Below are 16,674 nucleotides of genomic sequence, written 5' to 3' on the forward strand. Positions count from 1 at the left end.
GCTTGCCGGAGACCGCCCATTGCGGACCCCGGCAAATCGAGCCCTCGAAAATGTCATGCATCGCGTGGACCGTTGAGTACTTCTTTTGCGAAGTCGGTGCGAAAGTCCATTGAAGTTATCATTTTCTGGACTATCCAGTCAACATCCTCACCCGTCGCGCCCGCGCCCAAGGCGATATTGCGCGCATGCAATGTCATATGACCGCGTTGAATGCCCTCGGTCGCCAGTGCACGCAAGGCTCCCATGTTTTGGGCCAGGCCGACGGCGACCGCAATCTCCGCGAGTTCCTGCGCGGAGTCGACGTCCATTATCCTGAGCGCGAGACGCGCGAGCGGATGCGTCTTCGTTGCACCGCCAACCAGCCCGACCGCCATCGGCATCTCGATCGTCCCGACGAGATCGCCGTTCTCCGCTTTCTCCCATATCGTGAGCGATGAATAACGGCCGCTCCTGGCCGCATAGGCGTGAGCCCCCGCTTCCACCGCGCGCCAGTCGTTCCCGGTCGCGACGATCACCGGATCGATGCCGTTCATGATGCCTTTGTTATGCGTCGCCGCGCGATAGGGATCGATGGCGGCCAGCAGATACGCTTCGATCACGCCGTCGATGACTTCTTCGCCTGAATACTCTTTCGTGGCGAGCGTGTCCGGCGAATACCGCACATAGGCGCGCGCGAGTCGCAAGTCGGCGAGATTGGAGAGAATGCGCAAGCGCACCTTGCCACCGGTGATGATCTCGACGCGCTCGGCGACCGACTCCGCCATCGTGTTGACCGTGTTGGCGCCCATCGCATCGCGCACGTCGACAATCAGATGCGCGACGATCATCGGGCCGCGCGGCGTATCCGGAAAGACCTGTACCTCGATGTCGCGACAGCCGCCGCCCAAACCGAGCAGTACTTTGTCGCGGCTATTCGCGAGGCCGATCAGTTCGTTCTTGCGTTGGAGAATCGCGAGTCGCGCGCCATGCGGGTCACTTACGCCGACCACCTGTACCTGTGCGCGCATCAGTGGTCCCGTACTCGAGGTATGGAAGCCGCCGCCCACTCGCGCGAGCTTCGCCATGAATGAAGCAGCGGCGACGATGGAAGGTTCCTCGACCACCATCGGCACGATCACGTCTTTTCCGTTGATCTGGAAATAGCCGGCTACCGCCATGGGCAACTGGAAAGTGCCGATGACGTTTTCGATCATTCCGTTGGCCGTTTCGAGTGAAAGCGCACCCGGCCCGGCCAATTGCGCGTGCTGCGAAGCGTCGAGACCGGCCGCCTTGCAGACCTGCACAAGACGTTCTTCGGGACTGAGTGAGCGGAAATTCGGAAGCGTCGAATCGATTGCCATTAATTGTCCTCCGGTGACGGTCGCTGAATTGATTCGCGCTTGCGACCATGAATTAAAGGATCAATAATAGGCAGACCGTACCCCTTTTAAAGGTACAGTTTGAGCTTACAGTTCCAGCGCCATACCCATAACACTTTCCATTTCCCGCGGAGCGACGATGAGCCTGCGCGCCAATGTCAGCCTATCCGGTTCCATCGCAGACAATCTCGCCAAACAGATTGAAGAAGGCGTTATTCCCACCGGCGCCAAGCTACCCTCGATCAGGGAATATGCCGACGCATCGGGGTGCTCCAAGAACACCGTCATCAGCGCATTCGAAATGCTCACGGCAAGGGGTTTGATAGAACCGCGTCGCGGCTCGGGTTTCTATGTCGCGCGGCGAGTGAAGGCCGCCACCGAGGCCGATGAAACAGGCGTGCTCGACCGGGCAATGGATACCGTCTGGTTAATGCGCGAACAACTGCAGGTCAAGCCCGAGGTGCTCAATCTTGGCGAAGGCTTCCCGCCTATCGAATGGCTGGAAGCGACCCGTCTCGATCAGTACCATCAACGGGTGGTACGCACCGGCGTCGCGTCGCTCTTTCGATACGGGAGCCGCTACGGCTATCTGCCGCTGCGCCAGTCGTTGCAACAGAAATTGTCGGGATACGAAATCGAGGCCCCGCCTTCGCAGATCGTCCTCACTCATGGCGCGAATCAGGCAATGGACCTCGTATTGCGCTACTTCGTGCGGCCTGGCGACGCGGTGCTGGTGGACGATCCCGGTTACTACCCGCTCTTCGGCAAACTGAAATTGAGCGGCGCCAACATCATCGGCGTGCCGCGCGAAGTCGACGGCCCCAACCTCGCCGAGCTCGAGCGCTGCATGATCGAATATCGGCCGAAGCTGTTCTTCACGCAATCGGTGGGACACAATCCCACGGCTACGGATACGAGCGCGGCAAAGGCATATCGCATTCTGCAACTCGCCGAAATGCACGACACCGTGATTGTGGAGAACGACGCGTTCGCCGATCTGAAACCGCGCGCATTGACGCGCATCGCCACACTCGACCAGTTACGCCGCACCATTTACATCGGCAGCTTTTCGAAGTCGGTCTCCGCCGCGTTGCGCGTCGGCTTTCTGGCATGCAATGCGGCACTCGCGAGCGATCTTGCCGACGTGAAAATGCTGATTCACGTGAGCAGTTCCGAATACAGCGAGCGAACCCTGGCCGCTATCGTCAGCGACGGCCATTTCCTGCGGCACACGAATCAGCTTCAGGAAAAGCTGCGGCGCGCGACAGCGAGCGCGAAGAATTCATTGAAGAAACTGGGCGCGGAGATCTTCAAGGAAAGCGAGCAAAGCATGTACTTGTGGGCGTCCTTGCCCGAATGGCCCGACTCGATGAAGCTCGCGAAGGCCATGCTCGAACGGGGCGTGATCCTCGCGCCCGGCGCCGTTTTTTCGCCGGCATCGGATCAGGTGTCGGCATATTGCAGATTCAACGTCAGCTATCTCGCCGACGAACGATTCGTCAACGCTCTGCGTGCGGTGGCGCCGTAAACGGCGCAACGCGATATCCGCAATTGCAGTTGCGGATATCGCGTATCGGTGACGCCGCTACCGCCGCGGCTACCGTTTAACCGCCGCCTTGCTCGCGCAGCGTCAGTTTGCTGCTAACCGAGCTAACGCCCTGCACTTTCCTGGCGGCATCCACAGCCAGCGCGTCCTGATCCTCGCTTGAGATCTGACCGGCCAGCGTCACGTGCCCGGTTTTTGCATTGCCGAACACGGCGATCGTCGTGTCCTGCAGACCCGCGGTTTTGAAAATAGCCTTCTGGACCGTTTTGGAAAATGCGCGATTGGCCGCGCGAACCGACTTCCTGGTCGGCGTTGCCTGCGTGCCGGCCGCGACGGTGGTATCCGATGCGGCAGCCGCCGCGTCCGCCGCGAATGCCGGCGTGTACGCGAAAGCCGCGACAGCGATAGCAAGGCCGCTGCTCATGGCGAGTAGTCTGAGCTTCATGATTTCATGATCCTTTATTCGAGGTATGAGAAAAAGTCGTTCGAGTTCCGGTACACCATTGCCACCAGCAAATCATCCGGCCAGCTTCATTCAGCGTGAACCGGCGGATACGCAACCGATTCGCTCACTTCGCGCCATTGGGCGTCTTCTTCCGCGCGGAATCTTGCCGCTTCGCCGGCAGCCGCGACGGCGTCGCTGCCCATCAGCAATCGCAACGGCGCCGTCGGCGAGCCGGCAATGTCGAGCAGCACCCGGGCAATCCGCGCGGGATCGCCGGGCTGATTTCCGTCGATGCGGCGCAGCCGTGCGGCAACCGGTTCGATGACCGGCTTGTACGCGTCGCTGATCGGCGCAATGCTCATCGACGAACCGGCCCACTGGGTTCGCATCGAACCTGGCTCGACGATCGTCACCTTGATGCCGAAATCGCGTACCTCTTTGGCCAGCACTTCGGAGAAACCGCCCACTGCCCATTTGGCTGCCTGATAGGCGGCGAGTCCGGGACCCGCCACTCGCCCGCCGACCGAGGAGATCTGCATGATGTGGCCGGCTCGTTGCTGGCGCATGATCGGCAGCGCCGCGCGGCTGACATTGCACACGCCGAAGAAGTTGACCTCCATCTGGTCGCGCAGCGCCTTGTCGCTGACATCTTCTATCGACGCAAGATCGGCGTAGCCCGCGTTGTTCACCAGCACGTCGAGGCGGCCGAAGTGCTCCACGGCGACATTAAGAGCACCGCGCGCCGCGGCGGGATCGGTGACATCCAATGGAATCACGCGAACCCGATCGCCATATGTGTCCACCAGACTATTCAGATGCGCCACGTCCCTCGCCGTTGCCACCAGCGTGTGACCGCTAGCGAGTACGGCCTCGGCAAGCTGACGACCCAAGCCGCCTGAGCAGCCGGTGATGAACCAGGTTTTGCTGCCACTCATGTTTACGCTCCCTTATCTGTTCCGATCGATATTGCTGAGAATGCGCGGAGCCGTTGTCGATCTGGCTAAACCGACGCCATGTAGCCATTAGAAGTAGGTCATGTATCTCGTGTATGTCCGCGGCGTATCGAAACGTATCGCGTGACAAAGCAGGATAAAAAAAATTGAAGCGAGCGCACTCAGGCGGCGACCAGCGGCAAGGTGAGCCGCGCTTCGAGACCTCCCGTGCGCCGGTTTTCCAGTTGAAGCTCGCCGCGCATCGCCAGCGTCAGACGCCGTGCGATAGCCAGCCCCAATCCCGAACCCGGCGCACGCGCGGCGGTCTCCGGCGACCTGTACCACGGCGCGAACACCGCATCCATCTGCGCGGGGACGATACCGGGTCCCGAGTCCACCACGGCCAGCACCAGCCGGCGCGCTTCGACCCGGACGCACAGGCGCGCGTCGCCGCCGTAGCGCAGCGCGTTGTCGATCAGATTCATGAGCACACGGCGCAACGCATGCGGGCAGGTGACGACCGGACGCCCCACGCGTCCCTCCAGCGCAACCGGGCGGCCCGCGTCCTGGTAGTCGCCGATCAGTGCGCCCAGCAGATCGTCCGCGTCGACGCGCTGGGTCTTTTCTCCAGCGCTGCACTGCATCCGCGCGCAGGAGAGGCTGGCCTCGACCAGTTCGGCCATCTCCGCGAGATCGCGTTGCAAGGCTTCGCGCGCCGCCGGGTCGTCGAGCAGTTCGCAGCGCATGCCCATCCGCGTCAGCGGTGTGCGCTGATCGTGCGCATAGGCGGCAAGCACCTGAAGCAATTCCGCCTGTCGCCCCGCGCGATGACGTGCGGAGCGGTTGATCGCGCGAGCCAGATCCGCAACGGCCCGCGGACCGTGTTCGGATAGCGCCGCCCCTGTACCCTCGCCATCCTCCGCCTCGATTGCGGCGGTGAGCTGCTTCAGACAGTCCAGAAGCTCGGACACCTTCAGGCTCGCCAGGGTGGCAACGCTCATTGCGAGAACAGTCATCACGATGAGCGGCAGGGCAATGCTCGCCCGCACCGGCCACGCGGACACTTCCTCCAGACGCACGCAATAGACGCCCATGCCGGCCACCAACAGTACCGCGCACACGCCCCATACCCGCACCGGCAGCCTTCGCGGAAGGCGAGCCGAACTGGCGCGATCCCGCTCGAATGATTCCAACAGCGCGTCACATGGATGGGTCGGATACGCGATCATCTTCGTTCTCCTGGTGCTCTCGTTCTGCCGGAAGTGGATGCGCGAATAATAGGTGGTTTGTACCCTTTTGAAAGGTACAGTTAGCGACTACAGACAGCCAACTGTACCTGTGACAGTTCACGACCTGGCCATGCAGCGCAGGTAAACCTTGGATTCCGGGGCATGCCGTTCGCATTGGCCGCGGACAGTTCCAGTGCGCAGTCCGTTATTCGGTGCTGGTGCGGACGCGGTACGGCTGCGCTGTCGGCAAAGATGCCGCCCGATGCTCGCCTCGGCAGTTCGCCACCGTCGCCGCCTGTTCGCCGCCTCTTCGTTGCTTGCGGAATACCGGCCATCACAATGGGCGCGTCATAGGCTCATGCGTCGCGGATATCTCTGCTTTCGGGCGGCAGCATCGGTGAGCCGCCGCCCGACGAAAGGATGCATATGGTTCAGCCGATTCGATCACCGCAACGACCTCACGAAGTGCCGGAGCAAGAAGCCGCGACGAGCGGAGCACAACCCGGCGCACGGCAGCCCACGCCACGGGGACGCGGCCTGCGCGCCGGCGCGAACCCGCTCATCGCCGGCTTGCCGGCGCGTGCGCCGGCGGCTGAAGGCGCGTCGTCATCGTCCTCGATCGACGCGACGCCCCTCGCGCAGCAAGCGCCGGAGCCTGCGAGCCGTGCGACCGTGCTCGCGGCGAGGCAACGCGATATCGACGCGGTGCTGGCACTCGCCAACGAAATCCGCGAAGCCGAGGCTCAATTGCTCGCTTTGAAGGCGCCGCCTCAGGCCGATGCGGCCGATGCGCCCGATGCGCCCGAGATGTCGCAAGCCGACGTGCAGCAGGCCATCACGCGGCTCGAAGCCCGCCGCGACATTGCGCGGCGCACGGTCGACACGCTCGGCAAACAGTGCGAACACGCGCGTGCGGCCGTCGAAAAACTGAACGCGTCACTCGAGGAAAAGTCGAGCCGCCTCGAACAATTGCATGAAGCCCGTACCGCCGACGCGCCCACCGCACCTCGTCCGTCGCCAGTCGCCACGAGCCGCGCCGATCTGCGCGCCGCGCACGAGCAACGCATCGCCGCACTGGGACAACAGGCCCAACTCCTGAAGAGCAGCCGCGGCAAGGCGGCGCATGAAGTGCAAGCCGTCGCGAGCCGCGACGCGCTGCGCGCATTGGCGGACGTCGGCGCCTTCGAAATGATCGATACCGTGAGTCCCGAACTTGCGGGCAAGGTCACCGAATGGCTGCACGCTCTGCAGCCCGCGCAAGGCCGAAGGTCGCGCCGTCCGGTGGATCTCGAGCGCCAGTTCGAGGAGTCTTTCGCCACCGCGCTCGATCGCATCGCGCAAAGCGGTGCTGCGCAACCGCAAGTCGACGCGGAACAAGCGTTGCAGGCGTTCATGGCGCTCGTGTTGCATCCGCGGCTCAAGCCGTTGTATCCCGTCGTCGAGGCTTTACTGGTGGAGGACTTCGCCCGTTGCTTGCGTGTAGCGACGGTTGCGCGGCGGCAAGGCAAGACAATGGACTACATGAATGGGTTTCGCCGCTGGCTGGGCGTGACACCCGCGCAAATCGCGACACGCGAGGTACTTCGCTCGTTCAGGAACGCGCAGCAGAACCTTCAGGCCGCGGTGCAACGTCAATCGCCCGGCGTGACGTTCGGTGAGTTGCGCCTGATCGGTCCGGACATCGCGCTCGCGGCGGAGCAGGTCGAGAGAGTGACCGCCGCGCTCACCGCGAATCGCCCGGCGTTTCAGGCGATGATCGAGGCGGTGGAGAAACGCTTCGCGGGGATCATCGACATCGACGACATTGAAGCGCTGGGCCAGCGCGTGGCGCCCCGGCTCGACGCCTACTACAAAGACAAGATCAACGAAGTGAACGCAGAGCGCAACAGGCTCACGCGCGAGGGCGCGCCGAAGCCGAAGACAGATGAGCTCGATACGGTTGGAGCAGGTCCAAGCCTTGTCGATATCGATCAGTTGGAAATCCGCATCGGGCGTCTGCAAGGCGAAATACTTCAATACGCGGAGCAGCACAAGAAAGAGTTCGAGCATTACGCAAAGCTCAGCGCACGCCATATGACCGTATCCGATGAAGTGGAGGATATCGGTCAGCAACTGTCGGCTCACCACCAGACACTGAAGCATCTGCGTGAAGGAAGCAAGACACAAATACGCGAGCGCGCTGCCCGGAGCAATCAGAGCGAACAGCTCGAAAACCGCCTCGGTCGACTCTGGGACAAAGCCACACGCGAGCCGGCGCTATTGCAGGTGATCTCACGCGGCGCGCTTGAACGCGTGGTCAAGGTGCACGTCGGGCAGACAACCGAACAGATGCACACGCGGATGAACAAGGTGATGCGCACGGGCACCTTCGTTTCACGCGCCGGGGTCCTGCGCGTCATTGCCGAAGTCGCGCGTCACGAGATCGAACAGCCCCGCTCGGCGCTGCTTGCGCAAGACCGTGCGGCATTCGAGCAGATTGCGCAAGGCTATCCGGGCGGGCGCATCGACGCGCTGTGCCATCACGGCCGAACCATCGGCCACGGCGTGCGCAACAGCACGCGCGGCGTCGAGGAATCGCGCACCGGCACGAGCCAGTACGCACTCGAATGGGTGCGCGGCCAAGGCGCGCGTATCAGCCATTTGCATCCGTGGATATCGCCGTACTGACCTGCGCCGTTGTTTTGCGGCGACGCCGCGCGGATAAACATTGCGTGTGTCCGCGCGGCTCTGATTTTTACTTATGCTCCAAGGTCGATCTTGCCCGCACCCGACTGAGCCAACACGATTGCCGCAACGTCGTTCGTGGGATCGAGATGCGCGATCGAGCCGGCGCCCGGGCCGCTTCCAGTCGGCGAAGACGACAGATCGACGGACCGGCCATTCACCAGCGAACCTGAATCGGTCAGATGGCCCGAGGCGCCAAAGCGCTTCACGAGATTTTCCTCATTGACGCCGTTCGTTTCGAACGCATTGTTCTGCGACGTGATCTTCGACTCGACACCGACGCCCAGGTTGTACTGGAAGCGATTCGCTTGCGATGAGCTGTCCTGGTAGAGATTGTTGGCGACCTCGACGTTGCCGAAGCGCACGCGGGGGTCGCGCTGCGATACGCCGGCGAACAGGTTGTGATCGATGGTGACGTTGAGTTTGCCGCGGTCGCTCGTCATGCCGTCGCTCGATCCGATCAGGATTGATTTGTTATGGCTCTGGAACTGGTTGTAGGAGACCGTTGCATAGTTCGCGCCGTCCGTAAAATCCAGTTGATCTCCGCTGATGGCGCCCGATGGCGTCGCGCCGTCCTTGAACGTGTTGTGGTCGACCCACAGGTTCTGCGTGCCCTTCGCCTCGATGCTGTAGACGCGCCCATGCGGATTGCCTTCAGCGTCCTTGCCGGGGAAGAAATCGAATGGCGAGGTCATCGCCAGATTGCGCACGATGATGTTGTGCTGATTGCTCAGATTGAATCCGCCGCCGCTGATGCCCGCGTTGGCGCCCAGGCCGATGATCGTGGTGTTGGAGCCCACGTTCAGCATGTCGTGTGCCAATTGCGCTTTCTCGTTCGCGAAATCGCCCTTAGCCAATTCCTTGCCGTTGCTGTCGACGTTCAGATCGATGTTGCCTTTGATCTGGATGATCTTGGGTGTGGCGTTGGAGCCGTTCGTCGCATTGTTTCCACCGAGCGCGGCAAGCAGTTGCTCACGCGTCGACACCGTGTACACGTGCGCTGCATCGGCCTTCGACCCGCCCGTGACGCCACCATTCTGTGCGCCCCAGCCGTGCCCCGCCGCCAGGGTTTCGCGCGAATGATCGCCCGAGCTTGCCGCCGTGGAGGACGGCGTGGCTTGCGGCCCGGAAGCCACGTATTGCGGCGCGGCGGTGCTGGTCGTGGGAGTGGCGGACACTCGCCGGTCGTTCGCGCCCGAGTTCTTGTTGCCGTGCGCGTTGTCGGTTGGTGAGGCTGACGATTTGCTCGAATGGGTGTTCGGATCATTCGCGGCGCCGTTATTCGCGGACGTCCGATTGCCGTTGTCGCCCGAGCTTGCGTCGTCCTGATTGGCATCGCGAGCATGTTTGTGTTCGTGGTGCGATGCGTGCGAATGATGCCCCTTGCTTCCGCCTCCATTGGATTCGCCCGACTGGGTGCCACCATTCTGATTCGATGCCAATTGCTGGAGAAGGCGCAAAATTTTCTGGAGGATCGCTTCGATTCCCTGATTACCGGTGCCACCGGATCTCGAAGCACTGGAATGCCAGTTCTCCGATGTGGGGACGACCTTGGTCGGACTGATTTGCAGACTCATCATTCACCTCGTTAGGCAGTAGTTGGGATTCGGGACCCTTACTCTGCCTCGAGTGTCGGTAGCGTCGGGGTTCCGCCGGGGCTGAGCGGACGCCCAGCCTTTTTCGTCTGATGATGACAATGACGGACGGGTCTTTCCTTTTCCGCTCGCGCGACGAAGAGTTGGCGAAGGTAGCGAAACGCTACGCCGGCACCGCCGCGCGAAGCCTGATCAGAAGCGTGTCCGAACCCCCGTGGTCAACTCAACCTGGTTCGACGCGCCGAACGTGCCGCCGACCGTATAGCCGCCATGCAGCCTCATATAGTCGCCGGCCAGGTACACTTCCGTGCGCCTGGACAGATGATAGAACGCGGACCAGTACAGCGTTTCCTTGTAACCGTTATGCAAGCCCGAACTCGGGTCGAAGGCGCCGATGTTCGCGTTCGGAATATCGCCGTCGGCGTTGTACGCGGCGTTTTTCACGCGCATCTGCTGATAGCCGAGTTCGTAATCGAGCGGCCCCTTCGGCGACAGCTTGAGCGAGGCGGTCCATGCGTTGTCCTGACGCTGACCCAGCGCGGCCTGATTGCCGAGATAGCGGAAGTAGCCGGCATTGGCGCGCAGAATACCGAACGTGTAGTTGCCGCCCACCGAAAACGACTGGTTCGTTATGCCGGCACGGTTCACGTGACTGTAGAAGCCCGATACGTTGAACGGGCCGCCGTTGTAACCCAGCGCCGCCTGATAGTTGGAATTCGCGCCGAAGCTGGTCGAATTGCCGAACGCGTAACCGGCGCTCGCAAAAATGCCATTGCCGAAGAGCTTTTTCCACGCCACGCCGTTGTTATAGCGCGTGCCGGTCGCGCTGGCCGCGTAGAAAATCATCTGCTTGAAGTTGTTGGCGTTCGTCCAGCCGCCCTCTTCCGTCGTCAACTGCGCGCTGCCGTACGGGTCGCCATAGATCGCGGCTGCGTCGCGCGCGATGCTGTTCTGGAAGCCTGCCGTAATCTTGCCGAGCGTGTCGTTTTCAATGCCGACCCATGCGTCGCGATCGAAAATCTGGCCGGGGTCTTCCATTTCGCCATTGGCCACGACGTATTCGCTTTCCAGACGGAAGACGATCCTGGTGCCGCCGCCGATATCCTCCGCGCCCTTGAGGCCCCAACGGCTGCCGCTGAACCACGGTTCGCCGCCGATACCCATGCCGATGACATGATTGCCGTTCGCGTCCGCATGCGACTGGTAAGTCGGCACGCTCAGGTCCATCAGACCATAGAGCTGGACGCTCGATTGAGCGTACGCGCCGCTCGCCCCGAATACGGTGGCCGCGACAGCCAGCGTGAAGTATGTTTTCCTCAAGTCCGTCTCCTCGAATTGCTGCGTTGAAAGCCTGCTCTTTTTATTCAGGCCTCTGCGTGTGGCCGCTCCGCTGACAGCCGGCTCGGCATCGCAGTGCGCAATCCTAAATAGGCCAACCCTTCACCCGCCTTTCCCGCGCCGTTTGTATCGCTCGGTGATTTCACTGATAGACGTGACAAGGCTCTGGTTGCGTCGCAACGGCAGCATTAATTCCAATTACTAAATGAAAGAAACCGCGTCATGGAAATCCCGTACGAAAAGCGTTGCCATGCGAAAGCATCGAGAAGGGTTCGGCCTCATAGAATCGCGCCATGGACGCGAGGCATGCGATCTTCAGCGATCAAGGTCGAGAAATGAAACGAAGATTTGGATTGACGCTGAGCTTGCGCGCGCGATCGACTCGGGCGGCATGGCGCCATTGAGGACATCGCGATGAAACTATTGCTCGTGGAAGATAACGCCGAACTCGCACATTGGATCGTCAAACTGTTGCGTGCGGAGAACTTCGTGATGGACAGCGTGCCCGATGCCGAGCGAGCCGAGGCGATATTGGCCAACCAGAGCTACGACGTCGTGCTGCTCGACATGCGCTTGCCCGCCATGAGCGGAAAGGACTTGCTCACCCGTTTGCGACGGCGCGGCGATAATGTCCCTGTACTGATGCTGACGGCGCATGGATCGATAGACGACAAGGTCGACTGCTTTGGAGCCGGTGCGGACGACTATGTCGTCAAGCCGTTCGATGCCCGCGAGCTCGTTGCGCGCATCAAGGCGCTGGTGCGAAGGCAGTGTTCCGAAAGACACGTGTCGCTCGTTTGCGGCGATTTGCACTATCAATTCAATAGCCGCGAATTCCGTCATAACGACGCACCGCTGCCATTACGCCGCCGGGAACATGCGATTCTCGAAACGCTGATGCTGAGACATGGGAAAACCGTATCCAAGGCGACGCTAATGGAGAACGTATTCAGTCTCGACGATGAGCCGAGCGTCGACGCAATCGACGTTTATATTCACCGCCTGCGCAAGCATCTGTCCGCTTCGACCGCGCAGATCATGACCTTGCGAGGATTGGGCTATATCTTGCGAACGCGCGATGCCTGATCAGCAGGCCACGGTCGCGGCCATCGGCGCATAAGTGCCGTAATAGACCGCGTGATCGGCGTCCGGGGTATAGAAGACCCGGCATGCCGCATTGGTCGAGACGGGCCTCACGCCGTCCTTTTTCATTTCGAAGTCGACGAAAAACTCGTCGTCCCAGACGCCCAGTTCGAGTGGCGTACGCGTCGTGTCCACAGGCTGCGCAAGCATCATCCTGAACGTATACACGAGTTTGCCGTCGTGCATCGCAACGCTGAAGCGTTGCGGCTCGCCAAGCGCAACCGGGCGTCCTTGCACATAGGCATGCGTGAAATAGCCAACGTTCTTGAGCGACTGGAATGCCGAAGCGCGCAGCGATTCGATGTCCTTCGCCGATAGCACGCCGTTCTTCGGATAGCGGGAGAGATCGATCGGCAGCAGCGCCTGGAAGCCGTTCGTAAACGTCCATTCCACGTCGATCGCGCTCACGGAACCGCGGTTCATCTGCAGGTTCAGCGCATACAGCACCCAGACGTGAGGATGCGCTTCTGCCTCGACCGGGCCCAGCATCATCGCCGACGCAGTCAAGATAGCCAGCACGATCGACGGTAGCAGTTTCCGCAAGATTTCCTCCGCTTAGAGGTCCGGGATTTTACCGGGGGTGCGCTGCAAGCGCTGCGGATTTTCAGGCGAGCGCAGCCAGTTGTAAGCCGGACAGCAACGCGAACACCTGCCATGCAGCGAACAGCGTAATGATCAGTGCGCCCGCGAGCGCGAAGCGCGTGCGGATCGTTTCCAGTACCTGCCTGCGAGCAAGGCTACGGCTGGACACCGCCCGGTTGATGCCGAGGCTTGCCAGGCCCACGGCCAATACCGTTAGCGAAACCCCCGCGGCCATGGCGAGCGCCGACAACACGCCCACCATGAAAATGCCGTTGGCGAGCGCCGCAATGACTACAAAGATCGCGCCGACACAGGGCCGCACGCCCACCGCCAGTCCCGTCATGACAATCTGCCGCACGATCCAGACGTTGCCCGCGTTTTCGTTGACATTCGTCCAGGCTTGCGCGCGCCGGCCCGTCAGTGAACTTGCACCAAGGTAACGGCCATGCTGAAGATTGCGATCGTCGCGCCTGTTGGCAAACAGGCCCGCGCGACGTTTGGGGATCAGCGTGATGCGCCGCTCGTCGCAGCAGTCGCGACGCGTGACGATTGACCAGACAGTGATAAGGCCGACGCAAAGCAGCGAGACATAGCTGACGAGATCCAGCGCCGCCGCTCGCGTCAGCACGCCGCCCACGCCCTCGCGCGCGAGCCACGCCGCACCGCCGACCAGGCAAATCGCGGAGATCGCCTGCACGCAGGCGCTCCATACACTTAGCGCGATGGCATGCCCAACGCGAGCGCGATGCGACATCAGATACGCGCTCACGACTATCTTCCCATGCCCCGGTCCGAGCGCATGCAGGACGCCGTAGCCGAACGACAGCAGCATGAGGGCCCACGCGGCCAGCATGCTCGCGCCATTGCGCTGCTCGACGAGTTGCTCCTGAAGCTGGGCGTTCAGGCGGCCTTGCAGCGCGACACTTGCCGCAATCGCGCGTCGCACGGGCTCCGGCATCGCGACAGGCTGCTCAGCGCCTCTGTGCGACATCGGCGCCGGTACATTGGCGGCGCCTGGCGCCCCTGACGATGTCCTGCCAAATACATCGACTGTCTCAGCACTCGCGGTCTGCACGACCGTGATCATGAGGAACATGAGCGCGAACGCACCACGGCGAATACCGCGGCGCCCGTCAGGGATCAGCATGAAAGCCTCGTGGAAAGCGGAGAAATCGCGCCGCCGAATAGCGTGTGAACCTTGTCTTCGAACGGTTGCGCGGTGCAGTTCTTTTGCGCTGTCGCATCGAAGACGACGGGCGCCCCGTTTCTGGACGGCGCCTGAAAATCGACGAAGAAAGTTTCGTCCCATGTGCCGAGTTGCACCTGAGCGAATTTCACGTCGACCTTATCCGCGAGCGGCAACACAAACGTGTAAACAATCCGTCCGCCTTCGATAGAGACGGCGAAGTCGCGGACCTCGCCGAAACGCGCGGCCTTGCCGTCGATAAAGACATGCACGAAATAGTCGGCCCCCTTCAGCGAATCAAACGCCTGCTGCCTGAAGATACGGATGTACTTCGGGCCGAGCGGTCCCGATTTCGGCATATCTTTCAGATCGCCGACGATCGATACCGGAAACCCTTGCGAGAAGGTCCATTTCTCCTGCACGGCGTCCAGTGATGAGCCATTCATCCGCGCGACGCTCTCGTAAGTGATCCACACATGCGGGTGAGCGGCAAGCGGCGCCGCGGCAGCCGCGCAGCATGCAGCGGCAATCGCATGGATCAAAGGAAGCACTCGCTCACGCAGAGAGCGGGCAACACGGTTGCGCATGAACATCCGTCGGAACGTTATGTGTCGTCGAAGGGATGACGAAGTAATAGCGCGGCACTGTAGCAGCATTTTTCCACTGGCAGTGCACGCATAGGTAGGGAACCGCGATTTTGATTGCTACCTGGCGCGCCACGTTACAACTCGACCCCGCACATCAGTGTGAATGAAGTCACGCGTTTGATAGAAACCCACGCCACCCTGTTGCGAAAGGTAAGCCAGCCGCCCCATGTATTCGCTCGGCGCCGCGGGCGTGCTGAAGTCGCCTGCGCGAAAAACCATATTCCTGTCAGGCAGATGGAAGGATGCCCGCTTACCCTCGAAATAAGTATTCGTGGCCGGTGTCCGCAGGCCCGAATGGACGTCGAATCGCGCATGATGGCCATACGCGGCGAGCCAGGCCTGCATCCATGACCACTGCTGCAAAAGCCTCCAGTCCGGATTGCCGACCACGTTGGCTTTCACATCCCGCATCAACCAGGAAACCGCGCGATATCCCTCGGCGGTCGAATAGTCGATCTGCCGTTCCTCGCTACCCCGCCTCAGCCAGAGAAGAGTCGGCACAGCATTCGTCGCATTAGCCGCATTGTCGGCTCGCGCATCGAAGGGCGCCAAAGCTGGCGCCGCGCAGGCCGCCAAGGCGAACTTCCTGACAAATTCCCGCCGCGAAATCACTTTATTCTGCTCGCCGATCTACTGATCGACGCCTCCGTGTTATTGAACAGGGTGTCGAGGCTTCCAACCGTATCGCGCGCAATGCGCTGTGCGAAACGGACGGGCGAATTTTGTGTGCTTGCCGCGAAGATTAGGCGTGTCGGTTTGCTTATGCAAAACAGCTCAGATCCGGCCGGCGCCCGCACTGCGACGCCGAGACCGGCTGCCAGGTTCTAACCTTGAACCCGATGCTTGCGAGCGTTACTGATCGACGTCGAGTCGTCCGTAAGCGCCGTTGCTGCCGCTATTGGGACCGGCGGCAAAAAACAGCGTATTGGTGGGTTGAGCGTTCAATCCGTTGCCGAAGGCGATGCCCCACAGACCCGCAATCGTGATCGGCGCCCCGCTCCTTTGCGTCAACGCGCCTGCTGCCGCACCGGTCTGCGGATCGAAGGCATGGAGCGTGCCGTCACCGAAATTGCCGACGATCAGCTTGTTGCTGAACGGCCCGAAGTTCGACGGCGCGATCGTGATGCCCCACGGTGCGTTCAGATCGCCACCCGTTGCGAAACGTTTCTGCAACGCGCCGCTCATGTCATATACATCGATCACGCCTTGACCCGCCGCGTGCACGGACCTCCTGGCGCTGCTGTCCTGCTTCGCGTATGCAACGAAGAGACTGTTGCCGATGGCCTGAATGCCGAACGGTGCGAAACCGGCGGGCAACGATGGGTCGACGAAGCGGCCGCTCGTCGTGAGCTTGTTGAACGCGCTGTCGAACACGTCGATCTTGTTGTTGTGAAAATCGGCAGCGTAGAGACGGCCGGCGCCGTTGTCGGCGCCGATCGCGAGACCGGTGTACTCGGCTGCGCCGGCCGCGTCATCGTAGACGGTGACTGCCGACGTGAGATTGACTGTCGGAGACCACGCGGCGATCGTGCCCGCGAGCGTCGCGAAGACAAATGCGCTCGTTCCCGACACGCCGTTCTGGCTCACCGCGAAGTTGTTCGCCCCGCTGAACACGATTCCCGTCGGTCCTGCCGGGCCGTTCGTTCCCGCCGGGATCGAAACGACCAGTTGTTGCGGAACGCCGTTGCCGTCATACAGCGTGGACTTTTGCGAGCCCGCGTCGGCGACCCACACGAAGCCTTGCGGGTTGAACGCGATCCCCCAGCCGTCCTTGAGGTTCGCGTCGGTGTTCGAAGCGGGAACACCGCCGTCCGATACCACGACGCTCGACTTGTAGCCGACCGGTTGAACGGAATTGCCGTCGCCGCCGCAGCCGGCGAGGCTTGCAGCGAGCGCGGCGGATAGGGTCAATTTGAATAGCGTCGAACGCACGAGAGCCATGAGTTTTT

The 16,674-nt window shown here is 61.6% G+C and carries 14 protein-coding genes; 3 read left to right on the forward strand and 11 right to left on the reverse strand.

Annotation, left to right across the window (positions count from 1 at the left end; translation table 11 throughout):
- Positions 1-53 precede the first annotated feature (53 nt).
- A complete protein-coding gene (locus ACOCG7_RS13375) occupies positions 54-1,340 on the reverse strand; it encodes a hydroxymethylglutaryl-CoA reductase, degradative (protein ID WP_421375853.1) in 1,287 nt (428 codons plus the stop codon).
- 157 nt (positions 1,341-1,497) lie between these two features.
- Here ACOCG7_RS13375 and ACOCG7_RS13380 point away from each other — a divergent pair, with 157 nt between their 5' ends.
- Positions 1,498-2,886: a PLP-dependent aminotransferase family protein gene (locus tag ACOCG7_RS13380; protein WP_073428952.1), complete on the forward strand. Its 1,389-nt coding sequence runs from the start codon at positions 1,498-1,500 to the stop codon at positions 2,884-2,886.
- Positions 2,887-2,962: 76 nt separating this feature from the next.
- On the opposite strand, the gene ACOCG7_RS13385 is transcribed toward ACOCG7_RS13380, so the two are convergent.
- The 3 genes from ACOCG7_RS13385 to ACOCG7_RS13395 all read right to left on the reverse strand — a co-directional run bounded on the left by ACOCG7_RS13385 (position 2,963) and on the right by ACOCG7_RS13395 (position 5,510).
- Entirely contained in the window at positions 2,963-3,349 is a 387-nt protein-coding gene (locus ACOCG7_RS13385; protein ID WP_083081529.1) for a BON domain-containing protein, read from the reverse strand.
- A gap of 86 nt (positions 3,350-3,435) precedes the next feature.
- The gene (locus ACOCG7_RS13390; protein WP_421375855.1) at positions 3,436-4,284 is read right to left on the reverse strand and encodes an oxidoreductase; all 849 of its coding nucleotides are present in this window, start codon (positions 4,282-4,284) and stop codon (positions 3,436-3,438) included.
- Between the two features lie 179 nt (positions 4,285-4,463).
- Entirely contained in the window at positions 4,464-5,510 is a 1,047-nt protein-coding gene (locus ACOCG7_RS13395; protein ID WP_421375857.1) for a sensor histidine kinase, read from the reverse strand.
- Between the two features lie 426 nt (positions 5,511-5,936).
- On the opposite strand from ACOCG7_RS13395, the gene ACOCG7_RS13400 reads away from it, so the two are divergent.
- Positions 5,937-8,177 (forward strand): hypothetical protein, encoded by a 2,241-nt coding sequence (locus ACOCG7_RS13400; RefSeq protein ID WP_421375859.1) that lies wholly within the window; start codon positions 5,937-5,939, stop codon positions 8,175-8,177.
- A 71-nt stretch (positions 8,178-8,248) separates the two neighbouring features.
- On the opposite strand, the gene ACOCG7_RS13405 is transcribed toward ACOCG7_RS13400, so the two are convergent.
- Positions 8,249-9,412: a pectate lyase family protein gene (locus ACOCG7_RS13405; RefSeq protein ID WP_421375861.1), complete on the reverse strand. Its 1,164-nt coding sequence runs from the start codon at positions 9,410-9,412 to the stop codon at positions 8,249-8,251.
- Between the two features lie 609 nt (positions 9,413-10,021).
- Entirely contained in the window at positions 10,022-11,149 is a 1,128-nt protein-coding gene (locus ACOCG7_RS13410; RefSeq protein WP_073428958.1) for a porin, read from the reverse strand.
- A 432-nt stretch (positions 11,150-11,581) separates the two neighbouring features.
- On the opposite strand from ACOCG7_RS13410, the gene ACOCG7_RS13415 reads away from it, so the two are divergent.
- Complete coding sequence (locus tag ACOCG7_RS13415) at positions 11,582-12,253, forward strand: response regulator (RefSeq protein WP_154872921.1); 672 nt, start codon at positions 11,582-11,584, stop codon at positions 12,251-12,253.
- On the opposite strand, the gene ACOCG7_RS13420 is transcribed toward ACOCG7_RS13415, so the two are convergent.
- The 5 genes from ACOCG7_RS13420 to ACOCG7_RS13440 form a co-directional block, all read right to left on the reverse strand.
- A complete protein-coding gene (locus tag ACOCG7_RS13420) occupies positions 12,254-12,853 on the reverse strand; it encodes a DUF1007 family protein (RefSeq protein WP_310135552.1) in 600 nt (199 codons plus the stop codon).
- A 61-nt stretch (positions 12,854-12,914) separates the two neighbouring features.
- Positions 12,915-14,039 carry a nickel/cobalt transporter gene (locus tag ACOCG7_RS13425; protein ID WP_421375864.1) on the reverse strand — a complete coding sequence of 375 codons (1,125 nt, stop codon included), beginning with the start codon at positions 14,037-14,039 and terminating at the stop codon, positions 12,915-12,917.
- The gene (locus tag ACOCG7_RS13430; protein ID WP_159442562.1) at positions 14,033-14,620 is read right to left on the reverse strand and encodes a DUF1007 family protein; all 588 of its coding nucleotides are present in this window, start codon (positions 14,618-14,620) and stop codon (positions 14,033-14,035) included. The genes ACOCG7_RS13425 and ACOCG7_RS13430 overlap by 7 nt, the downstream gene beginning before the upstream one ends.
- A gap of 162 nt (positions 14,621-14,782) precedes the next feature.
- On the reverse strand, positions 14,783-15,337 hold the full coding sequence (locus ACOCG7_RS13435; protein ID WP_073428963.1) for a YcbK family protein: 555 nt from the start codon (positions 15,335-15,337) through the stop codon (positions 14,783-14,785).
- A gap of 240 nt (positions 15,338-15,577) precedes the next feature.
- Positions 15,578-16,666, reverse strand: a complete 1,089-nt coding sequence (locus tag ACOCG7_RS13440; RefSeq protein ID WP_073428964.1) for a TIGR03118 family protein — start codon at positions 16,664-16,666, stop codon at positions 15,578-15,580.
- Positions 16,667-16,674: the final 8 nt, after the last annotated feature.

It is taken from the genome of Paraburkholderia sp. DD10 (assembly GCF_049177125.1).
GTDB classification, from domain to species: domain Bacteria; phylum Pseudomonadota; class Gammaproteobacteria; order Burkholderiales; family Burkholderiaceae; genus Paraburkholderia; species Paraburkholderia terricola.